The 26,675-nt window shown below is 69.8% G+C and carries 24 protein-coding genes and 2 riboswitches; of the genes, 12 read left to right on the top strand and 12 right to left on the bottom strand.

Annotated elements, in window-relative coordinates:
- Positions 1-15: 15 nt before the first annotated feature.
- Positions 16-1,053: a DUF1350 family protein gene (locus tag KUG39_RS06965; RefSeq protein ID WP_216913965.1), complete on the top strand. Its 1,038-nt coding sequence runs from the start codon at positions 16-18 to the stop codon at positions 1,051-1,053.
- Here the strand turns inward: KUG39_RS06965 and KUG39_RS06960 are convergent.
- Genes KUG39_RS06960 through KUG39_RS06950 form a run of 3 tightly spaced genes read right to left on the bottom strand, consistent with a single transcriptional unit; the run spans position 1,026 to position 3,049 of the window.
- Positions 1,026-1,976 (bottom strand): aldo/keto reductase, encoded by a 951-nt coding sequence (locus KUG39_RS06960; RefSeq protein ID WP_286193005.1) that lies wholly within the window; start codon positions 1,974-1,976, stop codon positions 1,026-1,028. The genes KUG39_RS06965 and KUG39_RS06960 overlap by 28 nt on opposite strands.
- Before the next feature lie 22 nt (positions 1,977-1,998).
- A complete protein-coding gene (locus KUG39_RS06955; protein WP_216913966.1) occupies positions 1,999-2,520 on the bottom strand; it encodes a hypothetical protein in 522 nt (173 codons plus the stop codon).
- 16 nt (positions 2,521-2,536) lie between these two features.
- Positions 2,537-3,049 (bottom strand): hypothetical protein, encoded by a 513-nt coding sequence (locus tag KUG39_RS06950; protein WP_216913968.1) that lies wholly within the window; start codon positions 3,047-3,049, stop codon positions 2,537-2,539.
- A 129-nt stretch (positions 3,050-3,178) separates the two neighbouring features.
- Between KUG39_RS06950 and KUG39_RS06945 the strand changes: the two genes are divergently transcribed.
- The 3 genes from KUG39_RS06945 (at position 3,179) to KUG39_RS06935 (ending at position 8,262) form a co-directional block, all read left to right on the top strand.
- Positions 3,179-4,303, top strand: coding sequence for a zinc-dependent alcohol dehydrogenase (locus tag KUG39_RS06945; protein ID WP_216913970.1), 1,125 nt, complete (start codon positions 3,179-3,181; stop codon positions 4,301-4,303).
- 62 nt (positions 4,304-4,365) lie between these two features.
- Positions 4,366-5,562, top strand: a complete 1,197-nt coding sequence (locus KUG39_RS06940) for a radical SAM protein (protein ID WP_216913972.1) — start codon at positions 4,366-4,368, stop codon at positions 5,560-5,562.
- A gap of 3 nt (positions 5,563-5,565) precedes the next feature.
- On the top strand, positions 5,566-8,262 hold the full coding sequence (locus tag KUG39_RS06935; protein WP_216913974.1) for a sugar porter family MFS transporter: 2,697 nt from the start codon (positions 5,566-5,568) through the stop codon (positions 8,260-8,262).
- Between the two features lie 24 nt (positions 8,263-8,286).
- On the opposite strand, the gene KUG39_RS06930 is transcribed toward KUG39_RS06935, so the two are convergent.
- The 7 genes from KUG39_RS06930 to KUG39_RS06900 form a co-directional block, all read right to left on the bottom strand.
- The gene (locus KUG39_RS06930) at positions 8,287-11,568 is read right to left on the bottom strand and encodes an SDR family oxidoreductase (protein ID WP_216913976.1); all 3,282 of its coding nucleotides are present in this window, start codon (positions 11,566-11,568) and stop codon (positions 8,287-8,289) included.
- A 328-nt stretch (positions 11,569-11,896) separates the two neighbouring features.
- On the bottom strand, positions 11,897-13,222 hold the full coding sequence (locus tag KUG39_RS06925) for a glycosyltransferase (protein ID WP_216913978.1): 1,326 nt from the start codon (positions 13,220-13,222) through the stop codon (positions 11,897-11,899).
- Between the two features lie 15 nt (positions 13,223-13,237).
- A complete protein-coding gene (locus KUG39_RS06920) occupies positions 13,238-14,089 on the bottom strand; it encodes a hypothetical protein (protein ID WP_286193006.1) in 852 nt (283 codons plus the stop codon).
- 51 nt (positions 14,090-14,140) lie between these two features.
- On the bottom strand, positions 14,141-14,545 hold the full coding sequence (locus KUG39_RS06915) for a VOC family protein (RefSeq protein WP_216913980.1): 405 nt from the start codon (positions 14,543-14,545) through the stop codon (positions 14,141-14,143).
- A 56-nt stretch (positions 14,546-14,601) separates the two neighbouring features.
- On the bottom strand, positions 14,602-15,387 hold the full coding sequence (locus KUG39_RS06910; RefSeq protein ID WP_216913982.1) for a hypothetical protein: 786 nt from the start codon (positions 15,385-15,387) through the stop codon (positions 14,602-14,604).
- Between the two features lie 94 nt (positions 15,388-15,481).
- Entirely contained in the window at positions 15,482-15,850 is a 369-nt protein-coding gene (locus KUG39_RS06905) for a DUF7734 family protein (RefSeq protein WP_216913984.1), read from the bottom strand.
- A 23-nt stretch (positions 15,851-15,873) separates the two neighbouring features.
- Complete coding sequence (locus tag KUG39_RS06900) at positions 15,874-16,491, bottom strand: DUF3177 family protein (protein WP_216913986.1); 618 nt, start codon at positions 16,489-16,491, stop codon at positions 15,874-15,876.
- A gap of 60 nt (positions 16,492-16,551) precedes the next feature.
- Here KUG39_RS06900 and KUG39_RS06895 point away from each other — a divergent pair, with 60 nt between their 5' ends.
- The 4 genes from KUG39_RS06895 to KUG39_RS06880 are packed head-to-tail and all read left to right on the top strand — an operon-like array spanning position 16,552 to position 20,889.
- On the top strand, positions 16,552-17,871 hold the full coding sequence (locus tag KUG39_RS06895; protein WP_216913988.1) for an FIST signal transduction protein: 1,320 nt from the start codon (positions 16,552-16,554) through the stop codon (positions 17,869-17,871).
- A gap of 2 nt (positions 17,872-17,873) precedes the next feature.
- Positions 17,874-18,587 (top strand): tRNA (guanosine(46)-N7)-methyltransferase TrmB, encoded by a 714-nt coding sequence (gene trmB / locus KUG39_RS06890; protein ID WP_216914041.1) that lies wholly within the window; start codon positions 17,874-17,876, stop codon positions 18,585-18,587.
- Complete coding sequence (locus KUG39_RS06885; protein WP_216913990.1) at positions 18,587-19,903, top strand: IctB family putative bicarbonate transporter; 1,317 nt, start codon at positions 18,587-18,589, stop codon at positions 19,901-19,903. The genes trmB and KUG39_RS06885 overlap by 1 nt, the downstream gene beginning before the upstream one ends.
- On the top strand, positions 19,894-20,889 hold the full coding sequence (locus tag KUG39_RS06880) for an N-acetylglucosamine kinase (protein WP_216913992.1): 996 nt from the start codon (positions 19,894-19,896) through the stop codon (positions 20,887-20,889). Before KUG39_RS06885 ends, KUG39_RS06880 begins: the two co-directional genes overlap by 10 nt.
- On the opposite strand, the gene KUG39_RS06875 is transcribed toward KUG39_RS06880, so the two are convergent.
- Positions 20,877-21,485 carry a HupE/UreJ family protein gene (locus tag KUG39_RS06875; RefSeq protein WP_216913994.1) on the bottom strand — a complete coding sequence of 203 codons (609 nt, stop codon included), beginning with the start codon at positions 21,483-21,485 and terminating at the stop codon, positions 20,877-20,879. The genes KUG39_RS06880 and KUG39_RS06875 overlap by 13 nt on opposite strands.
- Before the next feature lie 24 nt (positions 21,486-21,509).
- Positions 21,510-21,668: riboswitch (cobalamin riboswitch) on the bottom strand.
- Between the two features lie 50 nt (positions 21,669-21,718).
- Positions 21,719-21,882: riboswitch (cobalamin riboswitch) on the top strand.
- Positions 21,883-21,908: 26 nt separating this feature from the next.
- On the opposite strand from KUG39_RS06875, the gene KUG39_RS06870 reads away from it, so the two are divergent.
- Entirely contained in the window at positions 21,909-22,544 is a 636-nt protein-coding gene (locus KUG39_RS06870; protein WP_216913996.1) for a HupE/UreJ family protein, read from the top strand.
- Positions 22,545-22,548: 4 nt separating this feature from the next.
- Here the strand turns inward: KUG39_RS06870 and KUG39_RS06865 are convergent, their stop codons facing one another.
- A complete protein-coding gene (locus KUG39_RS06865) occupies positions 22,549-23,853 on the bottom strand; it encodes an MSMEG_0569 family flavin-dependent oxidoreductase (protein WP_216913998.1) in 1,305 nt (434 codons plus the stop codon).
- A gap of 186 nt (positions 23,854-24,039) precedes the next feature.
- On the opposite strand from KUG39_RS06865, the gene KUG39_RS06860 reads away from it, so the two are divergent.
- The 3 genes from KUG39_RS06860 to KUG39_RS06850 are packed head-to-tail and all read left to right on the top strand — an operon-like array spanning position 24,040 to position 26,668.
- Positions 24,040-24,522 carry an MSMEG_0572/Sll0783 family nitrogen starvation response protein gene (locus KUG39_RS06860; RefSeq protein ID WP_035833359.1) on the top strand — a complete coding sequence of 161 codons (483 nt, stop codon included), beginning with the start codon at positions 24,040-24,042 and terminating at the stop codon, positions 24,520-24,522.
- Positions 24,523-25,533: a Nit6803 family nitrilase gene (locus KUG39_RS06855; protein ID WP_216914001.1), complete on the top strand. Its 1,011-nt coding sequence runs from the start codon at positions 24,523-24,525 to the stop codon at positions 25,531-25,533.
- Positions 25,526-26,668 (top strand): MSMEG_0568 family radical SAM protein, encoded by a 1,143-nt coding sequence (locus tag KUG39_RS06850; RefSeq protein ID WP_216914003.1) that lies wholly within the window; start codon positions 25,526-25,528, stop codon positions 26,666-26,668. The genes KUG39_RS06855 and KUG39_RS06850 overlap by 8 nt, the downstream gene beginning before the upstream one ends.
- The last annotated feature ends 7 nt before the right edge of the window (positions 26,669-26,675 follow it).

The following is a 26,675-nucleotide window of genomic DNA, read 5'->3' as shown; positions in this document are numbered from 1 at the left end:
TCCCGGGGAACGACCATGGCTCCAGCCTTCAGGTTCAGACCGATCAGCCATAGCTGGATTGCGATTCATCCTGAGCCCAAAGGGGTGATCCAGTTCATGGGTGGCGCCTTCTTCGGCAGCTTCCCAACCGTCTTCTATCGCTATTTCTTGAGACGGCTGTTTGAAGAGGGATACACCATCATTGCCCTGCCCTTCCGATTCAGCTTTCGCCATTGGGACATTGCGATCGGCTTGCTGAAAGAGCAGGATGTCCTTCGCAAGGAACTTGCCAAGATCACGGGCCATGCCTTCTATCAGGAGCAGGCCAACTTCTTCTGGCTGGGACACAGCCTTGGGTGCAAGTACATTGCGTTACTGGAGTGCCTGAGTGGCGACCAGGGCAGGCAGGCGGTGGAACCCTGCACAGAGAAGCAGGTCTCCCAACACATCGCGGCCGTCCTCGACAATGCGGGACTGAATGAGGCCTCGATCCTGTCCCAACCGTCGTTGCTGCTGGCTCCCGACATCAGCGATACGGAAAGCGCCATTCCCATCAAAGCCTTTGCTCGTTTCCTTGATGACGTTGGACTGGGCGTGAAACCCACGAGGGGCCAGACGCAATGTCTCATCCAACGAAGTCAGCTGTTCAACCTCACCGCGGTCATCTCCTTTGACAAAGACACGATCGCCGGCAGTGCTGTGAAGCCGTGCACGGGCGGAAAGGACCAGGAAGAAAGTGATGTGTTCTGGTTACTTCAGGTTTTGAGGGATCGTCACTATCCGCTGCTGACGGTCGAACTGCCTGGCAAGCACCTGGAGCCCCTGGGCGTAAAAATCGGCAACTACCTTGTCGACCTCAATCCCTTTGACAAATTCATCAAATCGCTCACCGGCCGGAAGCTTGAGGAGAATGCCGCAACGTTTCTGATGCAGCTCAGGCGGCGTCAGCACGGCGTGGGGGAGCCAACGGACACCCATCCGTCACCGATCGCCAGTCCTTCCCCAGGGAGCCTGACTCCCTCCTCGAAGCTCGCTGCGGGTCCTGATCAGGCCCAGAGCGACTCCAGGGTGTAGGGGCCGCCCTCCTTCACCCAGAAGGTGCCGTCGATGAAGCGATGGCTCCGGTCGAGCCCGTCGATCGCCTCCATGTCTTCGGGAGCCAGCTCGACCTCGGCGGCGGCGAGGTTCTCGGCCAGGCGCGCCGGTGACACCGACTTGGGAATCACGGCGGTGCCGCGCTGCAGGGCCCAGCCCAGCACCACCTGGGCCGGCGTGAGGTCCCGCTTGGTAGCGATCGCCGTGATGGTGGGGTCCTCCAGCAGCACCGGCTGGCCGGGGGGCCGCATCTGGGGGGGCAGGCCCGGGGTGCCCAGGGGCGAGTAGCCCGTGAGGTGCACACCGTGGGCCTCACAGAAGGCGAACAGCCTCTTCTGCTGCAGGTAGGGGTGGAGCTCCACCTGGTTCATGGCCGGCCGGATGCGCGCCTGCCCCAGCAGGCTGTAGAGGGTGGCCATGCCGAAGTTGCTGACGCCGATGTGGCGGCACAGGCCCTCGTCCACGGCCGCTTCCATCGCCGCCCAGGTGGCCGCGATCGGCAGGGTCTCCAGCGACACCAGGTCGCCGGCGCCCTCGGGCATCAGCACCCCAGGCCGGAAGGCCACGGGCCAGTGGATCAGATACAGATCGAGGTGGTCGAGCTGCAGATCGGCCAGGGTGCGCTCCAGGGCCGGGGCCACGTCCTCGGGGGCATGGGCGTTGTTCCAGAGCTTGGAGGTGATCCAGAGCTCGTCGCGGCTCACCAGGCCCGAGCGGATCGCCGCCGCCAGGGCCTCGCCGATCTCCGCCTCGTTGCCGTAGATGGCGGCACAGTCGATGTGGCGGTAGCCCAGCTGCAAGGCCGCCGTCACCGCCGCACCCACCTCGCCCGGAGGGGCGTTCCAGGTGCCCAGGCCGAGCATCGGCATGGCAGCGCCGTCGTCGAAGGGGAGTGTCTTCAAGGCCTGGAACCCCAGAGGGTCCTCACTCCACCCTGGCCTTGGCACGGAAGTCAACCAACGCGAAGCTGCGGGACTGCGGCTTCGTCGATTCGATCACGAGCTGCAACCGTTCCCCCTGGCGTCCGATTTTGGTCTCGACCACCTTGTCGACCTCCCGGCCCTGGCCATCGAGCGCAGCGAACGTCGCCTGGATCTCGCCGCAGGGACGCTCCAGGCAGGCGACCTCCATCACGTCGATGATGCCGCCGCCATAGAGGCGGGGCTTGCGGCAGATCCCCTGGCAGCGGCGGGTGAACACCCCCTGGTCCGATTCCACCCAGCCATCGGCGAGCAGGTCCTGGCGGGTCTCGCCCCGCCCGCCGCCGGCGGCCGGCTTCTCGGCCAGGGACGCCCGCAGCCCGGCCGCCATCCAGCCGGCGCCGAAGCCCACCAGCACCAGACCCACAGCCAGCAGCCGTTGCAGGATCGGGAACCAGGAGGGTCCGGAGGCCGGGGGAAGGGCCGGTGGTGATGGGGGCCGTCCCCCGGGGGGCACCGGCTCCATCTCGACGATCAGGTCCTCAACGGTCTTCGGGCTCCCCGCGGTCCTGTCGCTCTTGCCGGTCCTTGCCATCGTCGTAGGCCATCAGTGAACGGAACATCAGCCCGCCGCCGCTGCCGATCAGGGCGAACATCGTCAGCAGGTTCCAGAGCGAGGTGGGCTGGAAGCTCATGATCAGGGTCTGGAGCACGCCCACCGCCAGGGCCGCCACCGAGGCCAGCACCAGGAACCAGCCCCAGCGCTGGTTGCGCAGGGCGAACAGCAGGCACACCCCGATCGTCAGCGGGATCAGCAGCAGGCCGAAGCCGCCGCCCAGGCCCTGAGACAGCCCGAAGCCGCCCCCCCAGCCGCCACCCCAGGCCGATCCGGCCCCACCCCAGCCACCCCCGAAGCGCCGGCCGAAGCGGAGCCCCAGGCCCATCGGCACGGAGCTGACCATCACCTGGTTGAAGAACAGGAACGCCCCCATGGTGAAGAGCACCCCACCCAGCAGGAAGCTGAAGAAGTCCCGGATCGGGTCCCTGGCGGCCATGGCCCTCCTGCCGGCCCCGTCATGATGGCCGGCCCCCCTGGGTTTGTCTGCCGAAGCCCACTGTCCTGCGGTTGACAGCGGCCGGTGCTGCCACGAGCATCGGCAGATGGAGGACGCCGGATCGGACGCATGACCCCCGGCGCCACCACCGTCCGCAGCCTGGTGCTCCACGCCACCGAAACCGGCAACGGCGCAGAACCACGGCAGACCAACCAGCGCTACAGGGATCCCCGGGTCGCCCTGGAAGAACGGCATCTCCAGCCCCTCCATCCCGGCTCGTTGCGGTTGCAGATGCTGCGGGTCGGCATCTGCGGCACCGACCTCCACATGACCCAGCGGGATCCGCTGGGGTTCGTGCGCAGTTCCGCCCCCGCCTCGATTCCCCTGCAGGGCCGGGTGCTGGGCCATGAGGGAATCGGCCGGGTGATCGCCACCGGCTCCGACGTCACACGGTTCCGGGTCGGCGACATCGTGGCGCCGGAATCCGTGCTCAGCTGCGGGGCCTGCCGCTCCTGCCGCTCCGGCGCCTTCAACCAGTGCCTGGACGCCCGGCTGCTGGGCATGGAGAAGGACGGGCTGTTCGCCGCGATCGCCGATGTGCCCGCCCGATCGGCCGTGGCCATCGGCCGGCTGGCCGAGAGCGAGCGGGGCCTGCAGATGGCCGCCTGTCTGGAGCCGGCCGGGGTGGCCCTGCTGGCCTGCCGGAAGACCCAGATGGCACCGGGCGAGCGAGTGCTGGTCTTCGGCGCCGGACCGATCGGCCTGCTGGTCGCCATGATGGCGCGCCGGCTCCACGGCGCCGCGTTGGTGGCCGTGGTCGAGCCCTCCACCTACCGCAGGGACTTCGCCGCGGCCTGGGCCGACCAGGTGGCGGAATCGGCGGAGGCGCTGGAGATCCCGGACGGCGGCTGGGACGTGGTGGTGGAAGCCTCCGGCGTGCTGGCCAACGTTGATGCGGTGTTCCGCCAGATCGCCCCGGGAGGACGGGTGGCCCTGCTGGGCAGGGGCGGACAGGCCCTGCGGATCGGGGCGGTCGACCACATGATCACCAACGCCATCAGCGTCATGGGGCTGCGCGGCCACCTCGGCGGGGTCTACGAGCGGCTGATCGACCTGTGCCTTTCCGGGGTCCTGCCGCTGGACCGGATCGTCAGCAGCACCATGGAGGGGCTGGAGCGGCTGCGATCCGTGCTCGAGCACCCGGACGACATCGCCGGCGGCGACTGCAAGATCGTCGTCAAGCTCGCCGATTGACCAGCCCGCCGATAGACCAGCCCGCCGATGGACCGTCCCCCCAAAGCCTTCTCTTCCCCCGCATGGCCAACCCCTTTCCCCTGGACGGCGAAACGTTCCTCAAGATCCGCATCTCCGTGCGGATGCTGAAGTGCAACTTCAGCTGCAACTACTGCGTGGCGGCGGCGGGCCAGAGCCAGGTGAGCGGCATCGACTACAGCCGGGGCACGAAGCGCAACATGTGGGGCACCGAGCAGGGCCGGGGCATGGCGCGCACGGCCATCGAATGGGCCGCCTCCCTGCCCTATCGCATCGGCGTTCGTTACGACGTGCACGGGGAGCCCTTCCTCAACGCCGACGTGATCGCGGATCTGATCTGGCTGACTGCCCAGCCCAACGTGGCCTTCGTGGAGGTGCAGACCAACGCCTCCCTGTTCAGGAAGCGGCTTCCCGAACTGGCCGGCCTGATCGAGCCCTCCAAGCTCAAACTCTTCTGCACCTTCCATCACACCGAGATCGCCCTCGACGACTTCCTCGGCAACGTCACCCTGGCCGCCGATCTGGGCTTCGACGTGGTGGTCAACACCCTGCTCGCCACCGACAACGTGGCGATCATCCGCGACGCCCTGGCGCGCTGCGCCGAGCGGGCGATCCCCACCTCCGCGGATCTGAAGTTCCCCGGCTTCGATGTGCCCCCCACCGAGGCGATGAGCGACGCCGTCGATGTAGACAAGCGGGCCCGCCATTTCCTCAGTGCGGACCCGATCGAGGAGCTGCTGGCGGCCGGTGAACCCGGCCTGGAGGTGTTCCGCACCATGGCCGACAGCGGCCCCCTGGGCCGGGAGATCCGCTTCCTGGCCGCCCTGCTGGTGGGCCTCTACGGCGGCAAGGGGCGTCTCTGTTCCGCCGGCCATGACTACCTGATCGTCGACAACTGGGGCGATGTCTTCCCCTGCACCAGCTACGCCGACACCCGCACGGGCCGGCTTGGCTCCGTGCTGGACCCCGGCTTCGTTCCGGCCCTGCGGGAGGAGGTCTATGCCCCCTGCCAGTACGCCGAGACCTGCCACCAGAAGGAGGAGTACGGCAACCTGCGCCTGCTGCGCGAGCACCGCGATCTCCAGGCGATGAGCCTCAACTGTGTCTGCGGCGAGGGCAAGCAGGTGGACCCCGAAACCCTCTTCGACAGCCGCATGGCCCTGCTGGAGACCGCCCGCCACAACCCCCAGACCAGCCGCGTCGGACGACCCGCCGCCGCCGCCGCCGTCCCGGCCGGCTGAGCGGTGCTACCCAGGGTCTGGATCTTCGCGCTGCTGGCCTCCCTGGGGGGCCTGCTCTTCGGCTTCAACGCCACGACCCTCGGGCTGGTGGCCGCGACGGCCGCCAGCGACTGGTCGTTGACCCTCGGCTCCCAGGTGCTGCTGAGCGGCGCCTTCTTCCTCGGGGCCATCCTCGGGGCCGTGTTCATGGGCCGCTTCGGGGATGGCCTGAGCCGCCGCGATGTGATCACCACCAGTGCGGCCTGCTACGCCTTCTTCGGCTTTGCCTGCGCCATCTCCGAGCGTTTCGAGGAGCTGGTGGTGGCCCGCTTCTTCCTCGGGATCATCGTCGGGGTCACCTCCCTGGCGATCCCGCTCTACATCGCCGAGATCTCCCCAGCCCGGCACCGGGGCGCCCTGGTGTCCCTCAACCAACTCAGCATCACCCTGGGCATCGTGCTCGCCTTCGTCATCGAGACGAGGCTGGTGGACGGCCAGGACATTTCCCAGCTGTACACGATCAGCGGCATCCTTGCCGTGGGCGTCAGCGCCGGCGCGATCATCCTGCCGGATTCCCCCGCCTGGCTGATCAAGCAGGGCGATGGGGATGCCGCCCGCGCCGTGCTGAAGCTGATCCACGGCCCCAACGTGGAGCCGGAGGTGGCCGCGATCGAAGAGAGCCTGGCGGACAGCCATCCCAATGTGTGGGTGGCGCTGCTGGAGCCCTCGAACCGAAAACTTCTGGGGATCGGCATCCTGCTGTTCGCCATCCAGCAGCTGAGCGGCATCAACTTCGTGCTGCAGCTGGCGGGCGACGGCTCCCTGTTCCAGGGCTTCGATCTGGGCTGGGATCCGGTGATCGTGGTCGGCCTGGTGAATCTGTTCAGCACACTCCTGTTTGTGCTGCTCGTCGATCGCATCGGCCGCCGGCCCCTGCTGCTGACGGGCCTGGCGGGCCTGGCCCTCTGCCTGGCCGGGTTGATTCTCGACGCCACCACCACCGCGTTCCCGCCGCTGGCGGTGGCCGTCAGCCCCTTCCTGATCCTCGGGTACGTGTTCTTCTTCGCCATCGGCCTGGGGCCCCTGCCCTGGCTGTTCGTGGCCGAGATGTACCCGCTGCCGGTGCGGGGTCTCTCGATGAGCATTCCGATCACCGTCAACTGGCTGATCAATGCCGTCATGGTGGTCGCCGCCCTTTCGGTCGACTCCCCGGCCGACACCCTGGCGGTCTACGGGGTGTCGCTGGCCACGGCCCTGGTGGCGCTGCCGCTGTGCTTCTTCCTCTACCCGGAGACCCGGCGGCTGCGTTTCTCCCAGATCCGCCGCACCTGGCACCGCTCAGGGACCGCCGATGAGCGCAATGAGATCGCCGCCACCCTGGCCACCACCGTGGTGACCATCGGCGGCATCTTCTTCGGCTACAACCTGACGATCATCGCCGGGGCCCTGCTGCAGATCCGCACGGCGTTCGCCCTCACCCCCTTCAGCAGCGGGCTGGTGGTGAGCTCGGTGCTGGTGGGGGCGATCCTGGGATCGTTCATCAGCGGCCATCTGGCGGGGGCCTTCGGCCGGCGCTACATGCTGATGACGACGACCGTGGTGCTCATCGTCGGCACCGCCGTCTCCGGCCTCGCCGACTCGGTGCAGATCCTGGTGCTCGGTCGCCTCGTCACCGGCCTGGCCACCGGGGTGACCGCCAGCATCGTGCCGCTCTACATCACCGAAATCGCCCCGGCCCCGATCCGGGGCCGGCTGAACAACATTCAGAATCTGGCGGTGGGCATCGGCTCCCTCAGCGCCTACGGCACCAGCACCCTGCTGATGGCCGTGCCGGAGGGATGGAGGGCGATGCTCTACCTGGGTTCCGTGCCGGCGCTGTTGCTGGGGATCGGCGCCCTGTTCCTGCCGGAATCGCCGCGCTGGCTGATCACCCAGTCCCGCTTCAGCACGGCGGAGCGGATGCTGCAGAGGCTCTGCGTCGGCAACCCCAGGGAGGAGGTGGCCCAGCTCAGGGCCAGCGTCGAGCACACCTCGGCGGGCCCGGGGGCGATGCCCCTGTTCTCGAAAACCATCCGGCCTCCCCTGCTGATCGGCCTGGCCCTGGTGTTCTTCCAGGAATGCACGGGCATCATCATCGTCACCTACTACAGCCCGACGATCTTTCAGGCCTGCGGCGTGACCGATCCCACCACCGCCATCCTGCTGACCACCATCGGGGTCGGTGGCTTCGGCCTGGCCATGTCCTCACTCTCCTTCCTGCTGGTCGATCGGCTGGGGCGCCGCACCCAGTTCCTGATGGGCATCCTCGGCATCCTCACCAGCTCAATCGGCTTCGGGCTGATCTTTGCCGTGCTGCCCCAGGGCACCCCTGCCGTTCAATATCTCGTCCTGATCTGTTTCATCCTCTTCGTCTGCTCCTTTTCCCTGAGCCTGGCCTCCGTCTGCGGCATGGTCGTGTCGGAGATCTTTCCCCAGGCGGTGAGGGATCGGGCCATCGGCTTCGTGATCGCCTTCCAGCTCCTCTGCGGCATGGCGGCGTCCTTCCTGTTCCCCATGCTCGCCGATGCCCTGGGACTGGCGGTGGTGTTCTTCGTCAATGCCGGCATCGCCGCCCTGGCGCTGCCCTTCTGGGCCTTCGTGATGCCGGAGACCCGGGGCCGGAGCCTCGAGGCCATCGAGGAGCACTGGCTGGCGGGACAACCTCCCGCCGCCCTGCGCTGACCCTGGTCCCGGCGGGGCCCTGACTCAGGCAGCACCGACGCCGGCGGCCGCGATGGCGTCGGCGCAGACCTTGCCCAGGTAGGCCACCGGGAAGTCCGCGAACGCCTCGGCCCCAGGCACCGCCGCCGCCGGGACCGGGGCGGGGCGGTACGCCTCCAGCACATCGAGCAGCGAGAGCGATCGCTGGGCCGCGGGCAGCCGCCGCAGGGCCGGCTCGATCCGCTCCAGCCACTCCCCGTAGCTGGCCGTTCGCTCCAGGGGGAAGCCCGCCGCCTCGATCCGCTCCACCAGGGCCTCCAGGGGAAAGCCGCCCTCGGCGGGGCCACCGAGGGTGATTTGGTGGAAGCCCTCGGGGGCGCCATCCCCGAGGGCCACGATCGCCTGCGCCAGCTGATCCACCGGCAGGCCGCTGGCCCGGAAGCCCGCCGCCTGGCCGGTTGCATCGGTGACGCTGAAGGCCGGGGGGGCCAGGCCCGTGAGCAGGAGGCTGTGGATCAGCCGCGAGAGAATGTCGTCCGGGTTGCATTCCCCGGCCAGGTGCCGATCGGGCAGCACCAGCCCCGATCGCAGGATGCGGATCGGCAGGCCCGTGGTGGCGTGGGTGGAGCCCAGCAGCTGCTCGCAGGCCCACTTGCTGGCGATGTAGCCGTTGGCATAGGAGCCATCGAGACGGACGCGCTCCTTCAGCGGGGCCACGCCGATGGTGGAGACCATGTCGATCGACTTTCGCCGGTGCGTCAGCGCCAGCCGCACCACCTCGGCGGTGCCGATGACATTGGGTCGGCGGAGGTGGCGGTAGTCCAGCCGGTGATTGACCAGGGCCGCGCAATGGACGATGGCCTCGAGGCTGTGGGCCAACCGCTCGTAGGTGGCAGCGTCCAGCCCCAGCCGCAGCTCGCCGATGTCGCCGGCCACCACCTCCAGGTGCTGCTCCGCAAGGGTGCGCCAGCGCGCCGCGGTGGCCGGCTCGAGGTGGGCGAAGCGGGCGTCGAGGCGCTCCCGGGCCGACTGGGTGCGGCTGGGCCGGACCAGACACACCAGCCGGCCGCCGCTGGTGGCCAGGCGCTCCAGCCAGGCCAGGGCGACGCGGCCGCCCAGAAACCCGTTCGCCCCGGTGAGCAGCAGCGAGCGGGCCGGCCCTGAAGCCGGTGGCAGTTGCGCCGCCGCCCGCAGCGTGGCCGTATCGATGAAGGCCTCCACCCGGAAGTCGTCGGCGACGAGCACGTCGGCGGCCGGCTCCCGGGCCGGGCCGGAGCCGTCGGCCCGGAGAATCCGCGCCCAGGCCGCGATCGTGCCGTCGGGCCCGAGGATCTGGCTGGCCTCGATGGCGACGCCGAACTCCGCCTCGATCCGCACCGACAGCTGAACGGCCGCCAGGGAGTCGCCGCCCAGATCGCGGAAGCAGCGATCCTGCAGGGACGCCTGGTCGTGGACGCCGAGGGTGCTGCCCAGCAGCAGCCGCAGCCGCTCCTCGAGGCCCAGCGCGGCGCCGGGCCGGCGGAGGGAGGCCAGGGCCGCATCACCGAGACGGTCGTGGCTGTCATAGAGGGCGGCCAGGGCCGCCTGATACCGCTGGCGGATGGCGGGCCGGAGCGGTTTGCCCAGGGAGGACAGCAGGCCATTGGCATGGGAGAAGGGTTCGTCCGCCAGCAGGAGATCCCGGGGAATTTCGAAGCTCTTCAGGCCCTTCTCGCCGGCCAGCTGCACCATCTCCTCACGCACCAGGACGATCAGCTCGGCGTCGTCGGCGGGGGGCCGGGGCCGCCGCGCCAGGGCCTCAGGGTCCGGCACCACGACCGCCAGCAGGTAAGAACGGCTGCTCTCGCCATGGACATGGATCTGGGCCACCGAGGCGCAGCCGTCGGCGAACAGCTGCTCCAGCACGCCGACGGCGACGTACTCCCCCTGCGACAGCTTGATGACGTTCCGGCGGCGGTCGATGAGGGCGATCTGGCCGGGGCCGCGCTCCTCGACCACATCCCCGGTGCAGCAGAAGCCGTCGGCATCGAACAGGGCCGCCGTCGCTTCCGGGTTCCTGAAGTACCCCCGGATGCCGAACCGTGTCTTCACGCACAACTCGCCCCTTGGGTAAGGGCGGTCGGTGAGGAAGTAGCCCGACTCCGGCACATCCCGCAGCCGGTAGGCGATGACGTTGGGCCGGTTGAGCCGGCCGTTCATGGCCAGGCCCCCGCTGGCCGTCTCGGTGCTGCTGTAGCCCTCATGCACCGGCACCCCGAAGGTGTCCTCCATCAGGGCCCGGATACGGGGCGCGATCGGCGCCGAGGCCACGACGATCGACTGCAGCCGGTCGCCCAGGAAGAACCGCAGGTCGTCGGACAGGGTCGTTCGCAGGTGCTGATCGATCCACTCACAGAGGCGCGGAAACAGCACCAGCCCCGTCGGGCGGGCCAGACGGATGTCCTCGAAGACGGTGGAGAGATCCGGCTTCAGGGTGAAGCAGGCCAGGCCACCGCAGTTCAGGGCGGTGACCATCGAATCCCTGCCCATCATGTGGTGGAAGGGAGCGAGCACCACCGCCACCTTCGGGTCAGGACCGGAGACCTGGCGCCAGGTGTTGACCAGGGCCGCAGCGGAAATGCAGGCCCCCTTCGGCTGACCGGTGCTTCCCGAGGTGTGGATCAGCAGGGCCATCGCCTCCGGGTCGACGGCGGCCGGGGGAGGGAGGTCAGCAGCGTCGTCCTGGCCGCGGACGATGAGATCCGGCAGGAGCACCATGGGTACCGACGACCCGGCCGCCCGGAGCGTTCGCTCGGCCTCCTCCAGGTGATTCCGCTCGGCCGTGATCCGGGTGTCGGCGTCGAAGACGATCAGCTGCCGGATGCAGCCGTGGCGCCGCAACAGGTCCACCATCGCGGGCAGCTGGGCGATGGAGACGGCCAGCGCCGCTGGGGTGGTCCGCTCCAGGATGGCGTCGAACTCGGCGACTGAATGATGCCCCGACAGGGGCATCGGCACGGCCCCGGTGTAGGCCAGGGCCAGGTCGATGACGGCGTAGTCGATGCTGGCGAACCCGATGATCGCCACCCGCTCCCCGCGCCGGATGACGCCAGCGGGATCGCTGCGCCAGGCCGCGACCAGGCCACGGACCCGATCCCGCAGCGTTCGGTAGGTGATGGGGCGGAACTCCGCCAGGGTCTGGCGATGGGTGGTTCCCGTGGCGGGGTCGGCCGCAACGACATAGGCACGCTCCGCCAGCGCAGGGCGCTCGGGATGGGCCGCCAGAACGGAGTCGATGAGTGCCCCGTAGGCCAGGGACGACGGCAGGGCCACGCTGGAATCACTCACGGCAATGCTGGCCTCACTCCGCTGCCTTGTCGAACGCGAAGGCCGGAATGTTCGCAGGCAGCGTGATGGCGTGGATGCAGGTCTTGCAGAGGTCGGAACCGGGGATGGGACGGGTACACGAAGTCCTCGGTGACGCCTTCATTCTCCAGTTGGCCCGAGCGGGAGTTCATCGTCGGCAGCATCACACTCGAGGGGATCGTCCTGATCTGCGCGACATCCTCCAGTGACAGGCCGACGGCTGTGGTGAAGACACACAGGGGGGGACCCTTGCCGTGGGCATGCAGAGTCATATTGAAGTTAGCACGACATAAAGATGCGAAAGAATCATTCAAGGCTCGTCGATGTCGTCGCCGGCCGTGAAGTCGGCCGTGATGCCTTCAATGAAGGCCACCGCCTGCTGCAGCCCACGCTCCCGTTCGATCTGTTCCTTCATGCGCCTGAGGCCCCGCTTCAGTCCCGGATCAGCCATGGCCTCGCCGATCAGCTGGCGCAGTCGGTCGGCCGTGATCGATCGGGCCTCCGCCGTGAGGGCCAGCTGATGGTGGGCCGCCCGGACGGCATTGCCCGGCTGATCCCTGGCGCAGGGAAGGATCACCATGGGAACGTCGTTCTGTACACATTCCATGATCGAATTGAGGCCGCCATGGTGAACCATCACGGCCGCATGGCGCAGCAGCGTGAGCTGGGAAATCCAGGGCACCACCAGCAGATTGGCGGATGACGCGAACGCGCCGATGAGGGCTGGATCGCTGATGTGGAGCACGAAGAACCACTCCGGTGCCAGGGCGCTGGCTTCGGCCACGGCCGCAAAGAACCGCCGGGCCTGCGGGTAGGCCCCCGCGCTCGTACCCAGCGAGCAGAGGATGGTCGTCCGGCCGGAGGGATCGAACGGCAGCGGCGGCTCCTGGCGCTGGAAATCAATGAAATCACCGCAATGGCGCCGCTCCTTCGCCCGCGGGCCCGGCAGCTGGAAGGCGGCCGGACACAGCACAAGCTCGGGCAGGATCAGGTGCGGGCCGATCTCATCCTGGAGATAGGTGACGTTGCGCCGCAGGCGGATGCCGGACTGCCGGGCCACCCACAGAAAGGTGTCGGTGAGGTGGTGCATCCGCAGCGGGGCCCGGTAGGCACCGAATAGCCGGGAAGCCAGGCGCTTGGTGGCCAGATACCGCAGATGCATCAGCTTCCAGGCCAGGGAGATCCGCAGGGCCGAGAGCACGCCCCGGCCCGGCCTGAGGGAGGTCACCGCCGGGGGGATGCGGGCGTTGTCGAAGAGGAACAGCGAGGTGGAGATCTGGATGGTCGGGAGGCCCAGCCGCAGGGCCCGCAGGGCCACGTACCAGAGGAACGAATCACAGAGCAGCAGGTCCGGCCGGGCCGAGAGCAGGCAGGCATCGAGAGTGCCGTCGACGATGGCGGTGGTGTAGCGGCGAAACAGGGCGTCCGCCGCCGGGGGCTCCTGCCCGTCGCCGGGCGTGGCAAAGAGATCGCCCGCGAATTCGATGAACGCGAAGCCCTGGCCCTCCACCAGTTGCCTCACCCGGGGAAGCCCGAGATAGGTCACCCGGTGGCCCCGGGACACCAGGGCCCTGGCCAGCCGGAACGTCCCCAGGTGATGGCCCGCCTCGCCATGCATGGAGAACAGGATCTTCACGCCGTTGTCACGGCCTCAATCGACCGGCCGGCAGCCCTCGAACCACATGACGTGCCGGGCTGGGTCGTAGTCCTTGTACTGACCCGTCAGCTGGATGCCCTGGCCGGTCCGCAGGGAGAGGGCATAGGCGCCCTGGCCCTTGGCGGCCAGGCAGCTGATCTGGGTGAGGAAGCGGAACTTGCCGAACCTGATGGCCAGATCGTTGGTGGAATTGGGAATCTCGTAGGCGATGCGATAGGCACCGCCATCCTTGGCGACGTGGGCTACCCGACCCTTGATCGTGAAGGTCTTGCCCTGGTAGCGGGAGGGAATCGAGGCGGCGTTGGTGTCGGCTTCCTGGGAGATCTGCTGGGACAGCACCAGGGCATCGATCACCACCGGCGCCGCCGTTGACACCGCCCCGGCGCTCCGCTCCGCCGCCGCGATGCCTTCAGCGCCACCTTTGACGGCGTTCAACATGGCGCAGAGTTCGGTGCGCGCCCCACCGGCGCCCGCCAGCATGCCGGCCGGGAGCTTCGCTTCCAGCTTCACCCGGGCAGCCGCCTGCTCGGCCTGGGCGGTGGCGATGATCGGGAACGGCCGGGCGGCGCCCGATCGCGGCTGCTCCAGCAGCATGCTGCCGTCGTCCGCCTCCTCGCTGAGGATGTCGTAGCCCCTGGTGGCCGCGATGCCGCGCAGCTGGCGAATCGCCACCGGCACGGTCAACGCATCGACGGTGACTTCAGCACTGAAACGCGTCCCGGAAAGGGGGTTCCCCTTCTGCGCGAAGCTCTCTTCACAGCTGCCGGCCCGGGCCGCCGAAGGCAGGGCCAGGGCCAGCGCCAGACCGCCCAGGGGAAGCACGAATCGAAGGGCTGGCAGGAACAAACGCGTCGTGGGCTCACTGGCGGTGACTCTACCGAGGCCCGCCAGTGAGCCCTACATCGCCGCCGCTCCCCCATCCCAGGGTGCGGCCTGCAGCACGATCCGATAGCCGTCGTGATCTTCAAAGGTGCACCCATCCTTGTCCCAGTAGGGATTCAGGGAGGCCACGGTCATGAAACCGGCCGCCTGCATCGCTTCACAGCGCCTCAGCCAGTCCTGCCTGTCCGGAATAAAGAACACCAGCAAGTCTTCCGGTGTGGGTGATGGAGCGACGGGATGGGTACGGCAGTACGTGAATTCAAAGTGATACGTTCCGCCCGGCTCTCCCAGCATCACCCCGTCAAAGCCGTCGTGATTCTCGAAATGGTCGAGACGCGTGAGCCCCAGACCCTCGCAGTACAGCACCTCCGTGCGGTGCAGATCCGTCACGGGACGGGCCAATCGGACGTGGGGGATCATCAGGACCGCTTCAAGTTCAAGAGAGAGTTGATCCCCAATGCAATACAGGCTGCTGCTCAGAGGAAGAACGTCTCTGGCCCTAGGGCGGCCAGGACGGACTCCTGAGCCAGGCGCCCTAGGCGCGCGCGGGGCTTGCCCGTCAGTCCAAGCCAGTCTGGGATCAAAGAGCCTTGGGATGAGAAGTGCTCGACATGAACCACCACGACCTTCCCATCCGTATAGCTCACATCATTCAGTTTCCGCCACTCTCCGGGCCGGGCAAACCCGAAGATCTTCATGGCTGCGTCGACATAGTTGAGGCCAGTGCCCAAGCCGAACATGACGATGAGCTTCGTGGCCTCGGGTAGGGAGCCGAGGAAGCGGCTGGCACAACTGGTGGCCACGTCGTGTCCAAACGGCAGGGCAACAAACTGATCGAGCATGCCACCGCCAGATCCCTTCCAACAGGCCGACTTCCTGTCGTAACGCTCGACCGTGCAGCGCACCAGGGAGCCAAAATGAAAGCGTCCGGATGGGTCTGCGATCAGTTCATCCACGGCCTGGCTGCCCCTCTCCATCGGCACTCCGGGCAGCAGACCCAGATGGGCAAAGATTTTTGCCACGTTTCCACGACCCCTCTTGAAGGCAATCGCGTCGTGCGGTGTGCTGGCCAGGGAACCCGCCTGACGCGGTCCCTTTGAGAAGCCAAGGACCACGATTTCAGGAGTGCTGCTTCCCCAGGCAAGTGGATTGTTGGTGATGCGCCAGTCACCTTCCTTACGTCTGGTCTTGTCGAAAACGACTGGCTTGCCTTCAAAGCACAGGTTGCAATCAACACGACCGTGAGGGGGGAGACACGGCATGGCCTGGATGTCCTGATTGGTCTATTGATCCGCCAACGGCTGTTGGCGACAAATCCATAATGGCCTCCCCCCAGCCACCGGGCAGGCCGCCGAATCAGCCCCCTGCCGTTCCTTCCCAGGCCCCCGGATCCAGATAGGTCGCCGCCGGCAGCGGGCCCGCCAGGAGCCGCTCGTCGCTGGGGTTGAGGGGGCCGGCCAGCAGTTCGGCCGCTGCGATGCGGGCCGACGCCGGCAGGGCCGGCTGGTCGGGGTCGAAGGCGGTGGGGTGGGTGACGCTGCTGGAGAAGCCGCGGAAGATCAGCAGCTCAAAGGGCTCCTCACCCGCACCGGCGGGATCCGGCTCCGGCAGCGGCAGGGTGCCCACCAGGCGCAGCACCCGGTCGGGGCGCTCGCGGCTGATGACTTCCAGCGCCGCCAGCAGGGCCGCAACGGAGGGGGAGGCGTCGGGCGTGGTGTCGGTCATGGGGGACAGCACCGAAGAACAGCTCAGAACTCGCCGGCCACCCGGCCCAGGCGCGGCAGGCGCACCACCAGCCACTGGAGCAGGCCCACCACGTAGGCCACCAGGGCCGCATAGCCGACGAAGGCGGCCACCCCCGTCGTCCACTCGCCGCCGAACACGAAGGCGAACACCCGGGCCACCACGCCGTGGAGCCCCTCGGGGGCCTCCAGCCAGGCCCGGCAGAGGCGAAGACCGGCACCGGCGCCGCCCATGCAGGGCAGGGCGGTGACGGCCAGGCTCGCCCCGCCCAGGGACAGCAGCGTCAGGCTCCAGCGCCAGATGCGCAGGGTGAGGGGCAGGGCCCGCCAGGGGGGCATGTCGGCCAGCTCCTCATTGAGATCCACCCAGAACCACAGACTGGCCACCACCATCAGCGGCGCCACCACCAGCAGCAGGAAGCCGGTGGGGCGGTTGCCCGTGAGCAGCAGCAGGGCGATCAGCTGCAGGCTCGCCACCTTCCAGTAGAGGCCCATCAGCCGCACCAGGGCCTGCTCCTTGCGGAGCGCCGCCCAGACGAGCAGCACCAGCGGCAGCCCAACGGCGAACAGCATTCCCAGCCGCACGTCGAGCCAGACCAGGGAGCGATAGAGCTGTTCCGGCACGTCCGCTCGGTTCGGTAAGGCGCCATTATCCGTGTGCCCCCCAGGCGATAGGGTCCGTCCATGGGTTCCCTCCCCTCCTTTCCCTGGCTGCAGCGTCGCCCCGGCGGCCCCTGGTGCCGCACTGCCCTCGGCCGGGATCCCTCGCTCCAGGAAGCCGTCAACCAGGTGTTCGAGCAGCTCCGGGGTGCCCCGGAGGCCGACCTGGCCCTCGTGTTCGCCTCCGCCAGCTACGCCAGCGACCTGCCCCGCCTGCTGCCCCTGCTGCAGCAGAAGCTCAATGCGGCCCACTGGCTGGGCTGCGTCGGCGGCGGCGTGGTGGGCACCGATCCGGCGGGGGCACCCCATGAGATCGAACAGCAGCCGGCCCTGACGGTCACCCTGCTGCGGCTCCCGGGCGCCAGCCTCCATCCCTTCGCCATCGACACCACCTCCCTGCCCGACCTTGATGGCCCGGCCGAGCCCTGGCGGGAGCGGGTGGGGGGCGAACTCGAGGACGGCCAGTCGATGCTGCTGCTGCTCGATCCCACCGGCACCGCCATCAACGACCTGATCAGCGGCCTGGATTACGCCTACCCCAACACCACCAAGGTGGGCGGCATCGCCGGCCCCCACAGCGCCGCCCACGGCTCCCTGCTCTTCGACAGCGGCGGCGCTGCCCCGAACACTCCCGCCGAAACGGTCCGCAACGGGGCGGTGGGCTGCCTGATCAGCGGCGCCTGGCGGCTCGATCCCCTGGTGGCCCAGGGCTGCCGGCCGATCGGCCCGGTGCTGGAGGTGGAGCAGGCCCAGCGCAACGTGGTGATCGAGGTGAGCTGCGGCAGCACCCGCAACAGCCCCGTGGCCGCCCTGCAGTCGATCCTCGTCGACCTCACCCCGGCCGAGCGGGAGCAGGTGAAGCATTCCCTGTTCCTCGGCGTCGGCCGCAGCGACTTCAGCCTCCCCAGCGCCGACCTCACCCCCGTGGCGGAGGCGCCCGGCTCCTTCCTGGTGCGCAACCTGATCGGCGTCGACCCCCGCAACGGGGCGGTGGCGGTGGGGGAACGGATGCGGGTGGGCCAGAAGGTGCAGTTCCAGCTGCGCGATGCCGATGCCTCCCGGGACGAATCCCGCCAGCTGCTGGCCGGACAGGCCCGGCGCCGCAGCGAGCCCCTGGCCGCCTTCCTGTTCGCCTGCCTGGGCCGGGGCGAAGGCCTCTACGGCGAGGCCGACGGCGATGTGAACCTGTGCCGGGAGGTGTTCGGCACCGTGCCGATCGCCGGCCTGTTCTGCAACGGCGAGATCGGCCCGGTGGGCGGCACCACCCACCTGCACGGCTACACCGCCAGCTGGGGCTTCCTGGTGCCCAACGACCCGCCCGGGGGCACCGCCACACCGCTCTGATGGTGCGTCAGCACGTCAATCCCCTCAGCCGGATCCACCAGCTGGCGCGGCCCCTGCCGCAACTGATCGAGCTGTTCGCCGATCCCTCCCTGCCCCTGCATCTGGATATCGGCTCCGCCCGGGGCCGTTTCCTGCTGGCCATGGCGCCCCTGGCGCCGCAGCGCAACCACCTCGGCCTGGAGATCCGCCGGCCCCTGGTGGAGGCCGCCGAGGACGACCGCCGCCGGGACGGGCTCACCAACCTGCGCTTCCTCTACGGCAACGCCAACGTCAACCTGCCGGAGTGGCTGGCGCAGCTGAGCCCCGGGCAGCTGGAACTGGTGACACTGCAGTTCCCCGACCCCTGGTTCAAGCTGCGCCACCGCAAGCGCCGGGTGCTGCAGCCCGCCCTGCTGCTGGCGATCGCCGCGGCCCTCGCCCCCGGCCGGACCCTGTTCCTGCAGAGCGATGTGGAGGCCCTGATCACCCCGATGCGGCAGCTGGTAGGGGCCAGCGGCGCCTTCGAGCTGGCCGGCCAGGAGGAATGCGGGCCCACGCTGAATCCCCTGCCGGTCGCCACCGAACGGGAAGGCCAGGTGCTGGCCGAGGGCAAGCCGGTCCACCGCAGCCTCTACCGCCGCAACAGCGCCCCCCTGCCGCCACTGGCCGATCTGGAAGCCCACCTGGAACCCACCACCAGTGGCGTCGATAATCGCCTCGACGCTGAAGCGGATTGATGGTGCCTGCCCCAGCTCCCGTGCCCCTGCTGCTGCGCTGGCAGGGGTTGCTGGCCGGCCTGCCCGCCGGCCGCCTCGGCGCCCACCTGCCCCTGGTGGCGGGCTGGATCCTCTGCGCCCTGATGGCCGGCCTGCCCCTGGTGACCCGGGAGGGCCTCAGCCTGCTGATCGCCGCCTCGGCCCTGCTCTGGGTGGTCTGGGCCCTGCGCACCCCGCCGGGCCGCCTCGGCGCCATCAACATCTGGCTGCTGCTGGTGATCGCGATCGCCGTGGTGGCCACCGGCTTTTCGCCCGTGCCGAAGGCCGCCCTGGTGGGCCTGTTCAAGCTGCTCAGCTACCTGAGCGTCTACGCCCTGATGCGCCAGCTGCTGGCCGCCGCCCCGGCCTGGTGGGACCGGCTGGTGGGCGCCCTGCTGGCGGGTGAGCTGATCACCAGCGTGATCGGCATCCGCCAGCTCTACGAGGCCCCCGGGGCCCTGGCCCGCTGGTCGGACAACAACTCGGTGGCGGAAGGCACGGTGCGCATCTACAGCACCCTGGAGAACCCCAACCTGCTGGGGGGCTACCTGCTGCCGATCCTGCCCCTGGCCGTGGTGGCCCTGCTGCGCTGGCAGGGACGGGGCCGGCGGCTGTTCGCCCTGGCCAGCCTGGTGCTGGGCCTGGTGGCGATGGTGCTCACCTACAGCCGCGGCGCCTGGATGGGCATGGTGGCCTCCCTGGGCCTGCTGGCCCTGCTGCTGGTGCTGCGCCAGACCCGCGACTGGCCGCCCCTGTGGCGGCGCCTGTTCCCCCTGCTGCTGCTGGCCGGCGCCACCGTGGTGCTGGTGCTGCTGGTCACCCAGGTGGAGCCCCTGCGGGTGCGGGTGATGAGCCTGGTGGCGGGCCGGGAGGACAGCTCCAACAACTTCCGCATCAACGTCTGGACCTCGGCCCTGGCGATGATCCAGGACCGCCCCTGGATCGGCATCGGCCCCGGCAACAGCGCCTTCAACCTCATCTATCCGCTGTATCAGCAGCCCAAGTTCAACGCCCTCAGCGCCTATTCGATTCCTCTGGAACTGCTGGTGGAAGCGGGCATTCCGGGGCTGCTGGCGGGGCTGGGCCTGCTGCTGAGCGCCGTGAAGGTGGGCCTGGGCCAGTGGCGCAGCAGCGCCCCCCTGGCCCTGCCGTGCCTGGCGGCGGTGGCCGTGTTCGCGGGGCTGGGGATGCAGGGCCTCACGGACACGATCTTCTTCCGGCCGGAGGTGCAGCTGATCGCCCTGTTCAGCCTGGCCACCCTCGCCGCCTCGGCGGCGGATCCAGCGCCATGCGACTGATCGCCGGCTTCGACGCCGGTCAGACCCACACCACCTGCCGCCTGGCCCTTGTAGGCGATGGCATCCCGCCGGGGCTTGGCCCGGTGGTCGGGGAAGGGGACGGCCCCGGCGTGTGCCACCTGGCCGCCCCCGAGGGTCCCGAGCGCTTCGGGGCCGCCCTGCGGGAGAGCCTGGTGCGGGCCCGGGCCCATCTCATCGACGCCGGCGAGTCCGCCGGCACGGCCGTACTGGTGGCGGCCGCGGTGGGGGCCAGCGGCATCGAACAGGGCACGGCGGTGCAGGACCAGGGGCGAGCCCTGGCGGCCGCCGCCCTGGGGCTGGCCCCGGAGAAGGTGCTGGTCACCGGCGACGAGCGCACCGCCCTGCGCGGGGCCTTCCCTGCCGGCCCCGGCATCGTGGTGATCAGCGGCACCGGCACCATCGCCGTCGGCCGCGACGGCCGCGGGCGGGAGCACCGCTGCGCCGGCTGGGGCTGGCTGCTGGACGGGGCCGGTTCGGCCATGGACATCGGCCGGGACGGCCTGGCCCTGAGCCTGCAGATGGCCGATGGCCGCCTCCCCGAAACCCCGCTGCGGCGGGCCCTTTGGGAGGCCCTGGATCTGGACCCGGACGACCCGGGATCTCCCCAGCGGATCAAGGCGCTGGTGGTGGCCGACGGGTTCGGCGCCGCCGGCTTTGCCCGGCTGGCGCCGGTGCTCGACCGGCTGGCCGCCGCCGGCGATCCCCGGGCCCTCGCCGTGATGGACCACAACGCAGGGGCGCTGGCGGCAATGGCGGCAGGAGTGGCCCGGTGCCTGGATCTGGTGGGGCCGTCGATCTGCCCGATGGGAGGAGCGCTGCTCCATCTGGAGCAACTGCGGGACCCCTTCGGCCGCAGCCTGACCCTGGCCCTACCGGGCAGCCGGCTGGTGGGGGCCGCCGGCGATGCCTGCCAGGGGGCCCTGGCGCTGGCGGCGGCCCTGCTTCAGGAGCCTCAGCCGGCCTGAGCCGCCAGGGGAACGAGGGCCAGGGCGCCGCCGAGCACGGCCAGCAGCAGGGCCAGCCGGGTGGTCCAGGCCAGGGGAAGGCGGCGCATCAGCAGGAAGGAGCCACCGCTGACCAGCACCGAGGCCGCCAGGGCACCGGCCCACCAGCCGAAGGCCGAAGCATCGACAGGGGCCTCACCGCCGTGCAGGGCGCCATGCAGGGCCACCGCCGCGGCCACCAGGCCGCCAGCGAAGGCCAGACCAGGGCTGCCGCCCTCGCGGTGGGCGTTCAGGATCAGCAGCGCCACCGCCGAGATGGCCAGGGCGGCGAGCACCTCGGCGAAGGGCATGGTGAAGCCCATGGCCCCGGCCAGGCCCCCCAGGACCGCACCGGCCAGGCCCCAGAGCAGCAGCTGGGCCGACACATAGGAGGCGGCGGCGCCGACCCCGATCAGCAGCAGCAGGTGGTCGACTCCGGTGATCGGGTGGAGGAAGCCGTAGCCGAGGCCGCCGTGGGCCAGGCCATGGGCCTGGGCCGGCTGGCCGACGAGCACGAAACCGAGGGCGGCGGCGCCCCCCAGCAGGGTCCAGGAGCGCAGACGGGAGAAGTGGGTCATCGAGGTTCCCGGTCCGCGCCGGGATGGAAGGAACGGTTCACGGCGAGCGTTCTGGCTGAGGGTGACCCCATCACAGCTGCGGGACAGCGCCGGAATGATGGAAGGGAGAACCCTGCCGTGCACCGGACTTTCCTCGTTTCCTCCCGGAGGTGAACCCCGGGAACCGTCCACCCATTGTGCCCGCAGCCAGTGACGTTGCCGCCCGATGACCGCAGCTTCTGACCGGTAAGGGGGGAGGATGGCCCGCAGGAGGTTCCTTCCCTTCACGGGGAGGACGCAAGGAGGAAAGGCGGTGCGGGGTGACCCAAGTCCGCCGCTGTCCCGCAGCTGTGATGGACACCGTGGCCCCCGCCCCGGCGTCCTCAGTCAGAACGCTCACCCCCCCACGACAACTTTCCTGCCGGCGAGGACCGGAGATCATCCATGAATCTGCCTTCCCTGGCCAAGCGGCGCGGCGTCCTGCCCATCGCCCTGCCCATCGCCCTGCTCGCTGTGTGCGCCCTGCCGCTGCTGCTGGCGGCTCCCGCTTCGGCCCACCACCTGATGGATCTCACCGGCATGAAGCCGGGCGTGGTGTCCGGCCTGCTCAGCGGCCTGGCCCACCCGATCCTGGGCCCCGACCACCTGCTGTTCCTGCTGGCCATCGGCCTGGTGGGCATCGTCCAGCCCTTCCGCTGGGTGCTGGCCCTGCTGGGCTGCGGTCTGGTAGGCAACGCCCTGGGACTGGCCCTGCCGGGCTTCCCCTGGATCGAGCCGCTGGTGGCTCTCTCGGTGGCCCTCACCGGCCTGGTGCTGGCCCGGCGCCTGCCCCCGGCCGTGCTGGTGCCCGCCTTCCTGCTGCACGGCTACGCCCTCAGCGGCGCCGTCCTCGGCTGGGAACCCACCCCGATCGGCTTCTACCTGGTGGGTCTGCTGGTGAGCCAGAGCCTGCTGCTGCTGGTGGCCCTCACGGCCGTCCGGCGCTGGCGCCGCACAGCCTCCAGCGGTGCGGTCAACATCACCGCCGGCCTGCTGATGGGCATCGGCCTGGCCTTCACCTGGTCGACCCTGGTGGCCTGAGGGCTCAGGTGCCCAGCAGAGCCGTGCACTCCAGCCGCTCCTGGCTGGCGGCCCGGTGCGAGGCCCGCAGGCGGATCGCTTCGGCCAGGTACTCGGCGTCGTCGGCGACGCCGCAGAAGCGGGCCGAGCCCCAGGTGTGCAGCCAGGGCAGGCCCAGGACGTAAAACCCCGGCACCCGGGTGAGGCCCCGCTCGTGGACCGGATGGCCGGCGCCATCGAACACGGGCACCTCCACCCAGGAGAAATCCGGGCTGTAGCCCGTGCACCAGATCACCGCCGCCAGCGGCTCGGCCGTCAGCTCGAGTGGCTCGGGAGCACCTGGGGGAGGCGTCCAGCAGGGGACGTAGGGCGCTTCCTCGGGGGCCTCGAGGCCCTCTTTGGCGATGTGGTCGTCGATGCTGCGGCAGATGCGGCTGTGCACGGCATCGGCCCCGTCGAGGTTGGCGGCCAGATCGCCGGCGAACTGGATGCGGTCGTGGCCGAGGTCGGCCAGGCGGCCGTGCAGCACCATCCCCTCGAGGGCGCGGCGGCGCAGGTCGATCTCCCGGCCGCCGTCGCGGCCGGTGAGGTAGTGGTTGGTCTTGCCCCGCACCGCCCTGGGATCGGCGTGCTGGTCGATCGGCATGGCGTAGTAGCCCATGCGATCGAGCCAGTCGACCACGTCGCGGCCGCGGTAGCGGCGGGGGGAGCGGGGGGCGCTGCCGACGCTCAGGTGCACCCGACGGCCGGCCAGGTGCAGGTCTTCGGCGATCTGGCAGCCCGACTGGCCACTGCCCACCACCAGCACCGGTCCGGCGGGGAGGGTGGCGGGGCTGTCGTAGTCGCGGGCATCGATCTGCAGGATCGACTCCGGCAGGCGGGCGGCGAGGGGGTGGCGCTTGGGGCGGTGGTAGCCGCCGGTGGCGATCACCACCTGCTCCGCCTCGATGGGGCCCTCATCGGTGGAGAGCAGGAACCCCGTGCCGCTCGCCTGCAGGCGGTTCACCGCCACGCCCTCGCGCACGGGCACCTGGATGTGGTCGGCGAAGCGCTGCACATAGCGGACGATCTCCTCGCGGCCCATGAAGCCCTCGGGGTCGTCGCCGTCGTAGGGGAAATCGGGCAGGCGGCACTGCCAGTTCGGCGTCACCAGGCAGAAGGACTCCCAGCGCTGGCGGGCCCAGGCATGGCCGATGCGGTGGCGCTCCAGCACCAGGGGCCGCACCCCGCGCTTCTGCAGGCAGTGGGCGATCGACAGTCCCGCCTGGCCGCCCCCCACCACCACCACCGGGTGCCGCTGCACCGACTCCGAACCCCTTGCCACAGCCACCCCGGCGCCTGAACGAAAACCGATGCTGGCCGCCGCTGGCGATACCTCCTGTAACGACCGGCACGGATCGCCCGGGCGCCGTGAGTACCGGTACCCGGCGCCGGCATTCGGTGGCATCGGCGACACAGAACAAAAGTTCATCCGTGGCACGGTCCCCCATGCCGATTCCACCGACCGCACTTCCCCATGCCCCAGGTCAGCCGTCCCGCCAACCAGACGGGTGAGTTCCTCGTCGACTACGAGGAGAAGGTCTTTCCCGACGTCAAGGCCGAACCCGGGGAGAAGGCCCTGGTCACCTTCCACACCGTTGCCTTCGAGGGTTCCATCGGCCTGGTGAACCTGCTGCAGGCCAGCCGCCTGATCAACAAGGGCTTCGAGACCTCGATCCTGCTCTACGGCCCGGGGGTGACCCTGGGTCTGCAGCGGGGTTTCCCCAAGCTCGGTGATGCCGCCTTCGACGGCCACCTCAACTTCGGCGCCCGCATCCAGAAGTTCATGGATCAGGGCGGCAAGGTCTACGCCTGCCGCTTCGCCCTCCAGGCCCTCTACGGCCACGGCGAAGGCGCCCTGATCCCCGGGATCATCCCGGTCAACCCCCTCGATGTGCTCGACATCGTGCTCCTGCACCGCAAGGAAGGCGCCTTCATCCTCGACACCTGGACGCTCTGAATGCCAGCCACGGTCACCGTCGCCGCCGCCCAGATCCGTCCGGTGCTCTACAGCCTGGAGGGATCGGTGGCGCGGGTGGTCGCGGCCATGGAGGAGGCTGCCGCGGCCGGGGTGCAGCTGATCGTCTTCCCCGAGACGTTCCTGCCCTACTACCCCTACTTCTCCTTCGTGGAGCCGCCAGTGCTGATGGGCAAGTCGCACCTGAAGCTCTACGAGCAGGCGGTGACGGTGCCCGGCCCTGCCCTGGGCCGGATCGCCGCCGCCGCCCGCCAACTCGGCCTGCACGTGCTGCTGGGCATCAACGAGCGCGACGGCGGCAGCCTCTACAACGCCCAGCTGCTGATCGATGCGGCCGGTGAGCTGGTGCTCAAGCGCCGCAAGCTCACCCCCACGTATCACGAGCGGATGGTGTGGGGCCAGGGGGATGGGGCCGGCCTGCAGGTGGTGCCCACCGCCCTCGGGCGCATCGGCGCCCTGGCCTGCTGGGAGCACTACAACCCCCTGGCCCGCTTCAGCCTGATGGCCCAGGGCGAGGAGATCCACTGCGCCCAGTTCCCCGGCTCGCTGGTGGGGCCGATCTTCGCCGAGCAGACCGCCGTCACCCTGCGCCACCACGCCCTTGAGGCCGGCTGCTTCGTGGTCTCCTCCACCGCCTGGCTGGAGCCGGAGGACATCGAGCGGATCACGCCCGATCCGGTGCTGCAGAAGGCCTGCCAGGGGGGCTGCCACACGGCGGTGATCAGCCCGGAGGGGCGGTACCTGGCCGGGCCGCTGCCCGATGGCGAGGGGCTGGCCATCGCCGAACTCGACCTGACCCTGATCACCAAACGCAAACGCATGATGGACAGCGTCGGCCACTACAGCCGCCCCGACCTGCTGGGGCTGCTGATCGACCGCAGCCCCGCCCGCCAGCTGCACGAACGCCCGATCGAGCCCGGCACCGCTGCCGATGGCGTTGGCGGCCTGGCCCCCCTGAGCCTGCCCATGCTGGAGGAGCTGCACCATGGCTGAGCACGATCGCCGCGCCCTGGGCCGACGGCTCACCGAACTGCAGGTGCACGGGGTGGTCGACCCGGCGGTGCCCGGCAACCCCGGCCGCCGGGGCGGCGCCGGCCCGTCCGATCACCGCGCCCTCAGCATCGACGGCACCACGGTGATGGTGCCCGTCTACAACGCCCTGGCCGGCAGCTCGCCCTACCGGCTGGACACCGCCGCCGCCGGCGGCCTGGAGGTGAGCGGCACCACCGCGACCCTCGCAGCCGACGACGCCGGGCCCCTGACGGTGGAGACCCCGCCCGAGCCGCGCTTCTACGGCCTGGCCACCGCCGAAGGCATCCCCTACCGCTCCATCGCCCTGCTGCACGGCCGGGACGTGCTGGCCACCACCCTCCTGCAGACCTGCATCCGCTTCCGCGACCGCACCCAGTCGTGCCAGTTCTGTGCCATCGAGCAGTCGCTGGAGGATGGCCGCACCCTCGTGCGAAAGACGCCCGCCCAGGTGGCGGAGGTGGCCGAGGCGGCGGTGCGTCTTGATGGGGTGCGCCAGCTGGTGCTCACCACCGGCACCCCCAACAGCGACGACCGCGGCGCCAGGCTGATGGCCGAGACCGCCGCCGCCGTCAAGGCCCGGGTGGACCTGCCGATCCAGGCCCAGTGCGAGCCCCCCGAAGACCCGGCCTGGTACCGGCGCATGAAGGACGCCGGCGTCGACAGCCTCGGCATGCACCTGGAGGTGGTGGAAGAGGAGGTGCGGCGGCGGATCCTGCCGGGCAAGTCGGAGCTGGGGCTGGAGCGCTACATGGAGGCCTTCGCCGAGGCCGTGGCGGTGTTCGGCCGGGGCCAGGTGTCCACCTACCTGCTGGCCGGCCTGGGGGACAGCGCCGCCTCCCTCATTGCCGTGAGCGAGCGGCTGATCGCCCTGGGGGTCTACCCGTTCGTGGTGCCCTTCGTGCCGATCGCCGGCACCCCCCTGGAAGCCCATCCCGCCCCCTCCACCGACTTCATGGTGGCGGTGTACACGGCCGTGGGCGACCGGTTGCGGGCCTCCGACCTCAGGTCCGAGGCCATGGCGGCCGGCTGCGCCAAGTGCGGCGCCTGCTCGGCCCTGTCCCTGTTCGAAGCCGGCCCGGAGCCGGGCACCCCCTGAGCGCGGC

Source organism: Synechococcus sp. CCAP 1479/10 (genome assembly GCF_019038515.1).
GTDB lineage: Bacteria > Cyanobacteriota > Cyanobacteriia > PCC-6307 > Cyanobiaceae > Cyanobium.
This window is presented reverse-complemented; position numbering and strand designations above follow the sequence as displayed.

Excerpts from the sequence above, each read along its gene's own strand:
- KUG39_RS06965 (WP_216913965.1), top strand. The coding sequence starts at position 16 with ATGGCTCCAGCCTTCAGGTTCAGACCGATCAGCCATAGCTGGATTGCG.
- KUG39_RS06955 (WP_216913966.1), bottom strand. The coding sequence starts at position 2,520 with ATGGAGCCGGTGCCCCCCGGGGGACGGCCCCCATCACCACCGGCCCTT.
- KUG39_RS06950 (WP_216913968.1), bottom strand. The coding sequence starts at position 3,049 with ATGGCCGCCAGGGACCCGATCCGGGACTTCTTCAGCTTCCTGCTGGGT.
- KUG39_RS06945 (WP_216913970.1), top strand. The coding sequence starts at position 3,179 with ATGACCCCCGGCGCCACCACCGTCCGCAGCCTGGTGCTCCACGCCACC.
- KUG39_RS06940 (WP_216913972.1), top strand. The coding sequence starts at position 4,366 with ATGGCCAACCCCTTTCCCCTGGACGGCGAAACGTTCCTCAAGATCCGC.
- KUG39_RS06915 (WP_216913980.1), bottom strand. The coding sequence starts at position 14,545 with ATGATCCCCCACGTCCGATTGGCCCGTCCCGTGACGGATCTGCACCGC.
- KUG39_RS06910 (WP_216913982.1), bottom strand. The coding sequence starts at position 15,387 with ATGCCGTGTCTCCCCCCTCACGGTCGTGTTGATTGCAACCTGTGCTTT.
- KUG39_RS06905 (WP_216913984.1), bottom strand. The coding sequence starts at position 15,850 with ATGACCGACACCACGCCCGACGCCTCCCCCTCCGTTGCGGCCCTGCTG.
- KUG39_RS06895 (WP_216913988.1), top strand. The coding sequence starts at position 16,552 with ATGGGTTCCCTCCCCTCCTTTCCCTGGCTGCAGCGTCGCCCCGGCGGC.
- KUG39_RS06885 (WP_216913990.1), top strand. The coding sequence starts at position 18,587 with ATGGTGCCTGCCCCAGCTCCCGTGCCCCTGCTGCTGCGCTGGCAGGGG.
- KUG39_RS06880 (WP_216913992.1), top strand. The coding sequence starts at position 19,894 with ATGCGACTGATCGCCGGCTTCGACGCCGGTCAGACCCACACCACCTGC.
- KUG39_RS06875 (WP_216913994.1), bottom strand. The coding sequence starts at position 21,485 with ATGACCCACTTCTCCCGTCTGCGCTCCTGGACCCTGCTGGGGGGCGCC.
- KUG39_RS06870 (WP_216913996.1), top strand. The coding sequence starts at position 21,909 with ATGAATCTGCCTTCCCTGGCCAAGCGGCGCGGCGTCCTGCCCATCGCC.
- KUG39_RS06860 (WP_035833359.1), top strand. The coding sequence starts at position 24,040 with ATGCCCCAGGTCAGCCGTCCCGCCAACCAGACGGGTGAGTTCCTCGTC.
- KUG39_RS06855 (WP_216914001.1), top strand. The coding sequence starts at position 24,523 with ATGCCAGCCACGGTCACCGTCGCCGCCGCCCAGATCCGTCCGGTGCTC.
- KUG39_RS06850 (WP_216914003.1), top strand. The coding sequence starts at position 25,526 with ATGGCTGAGCACGATCGCCGCGCCCTGGGCCGACGGCTCACCGAACTG.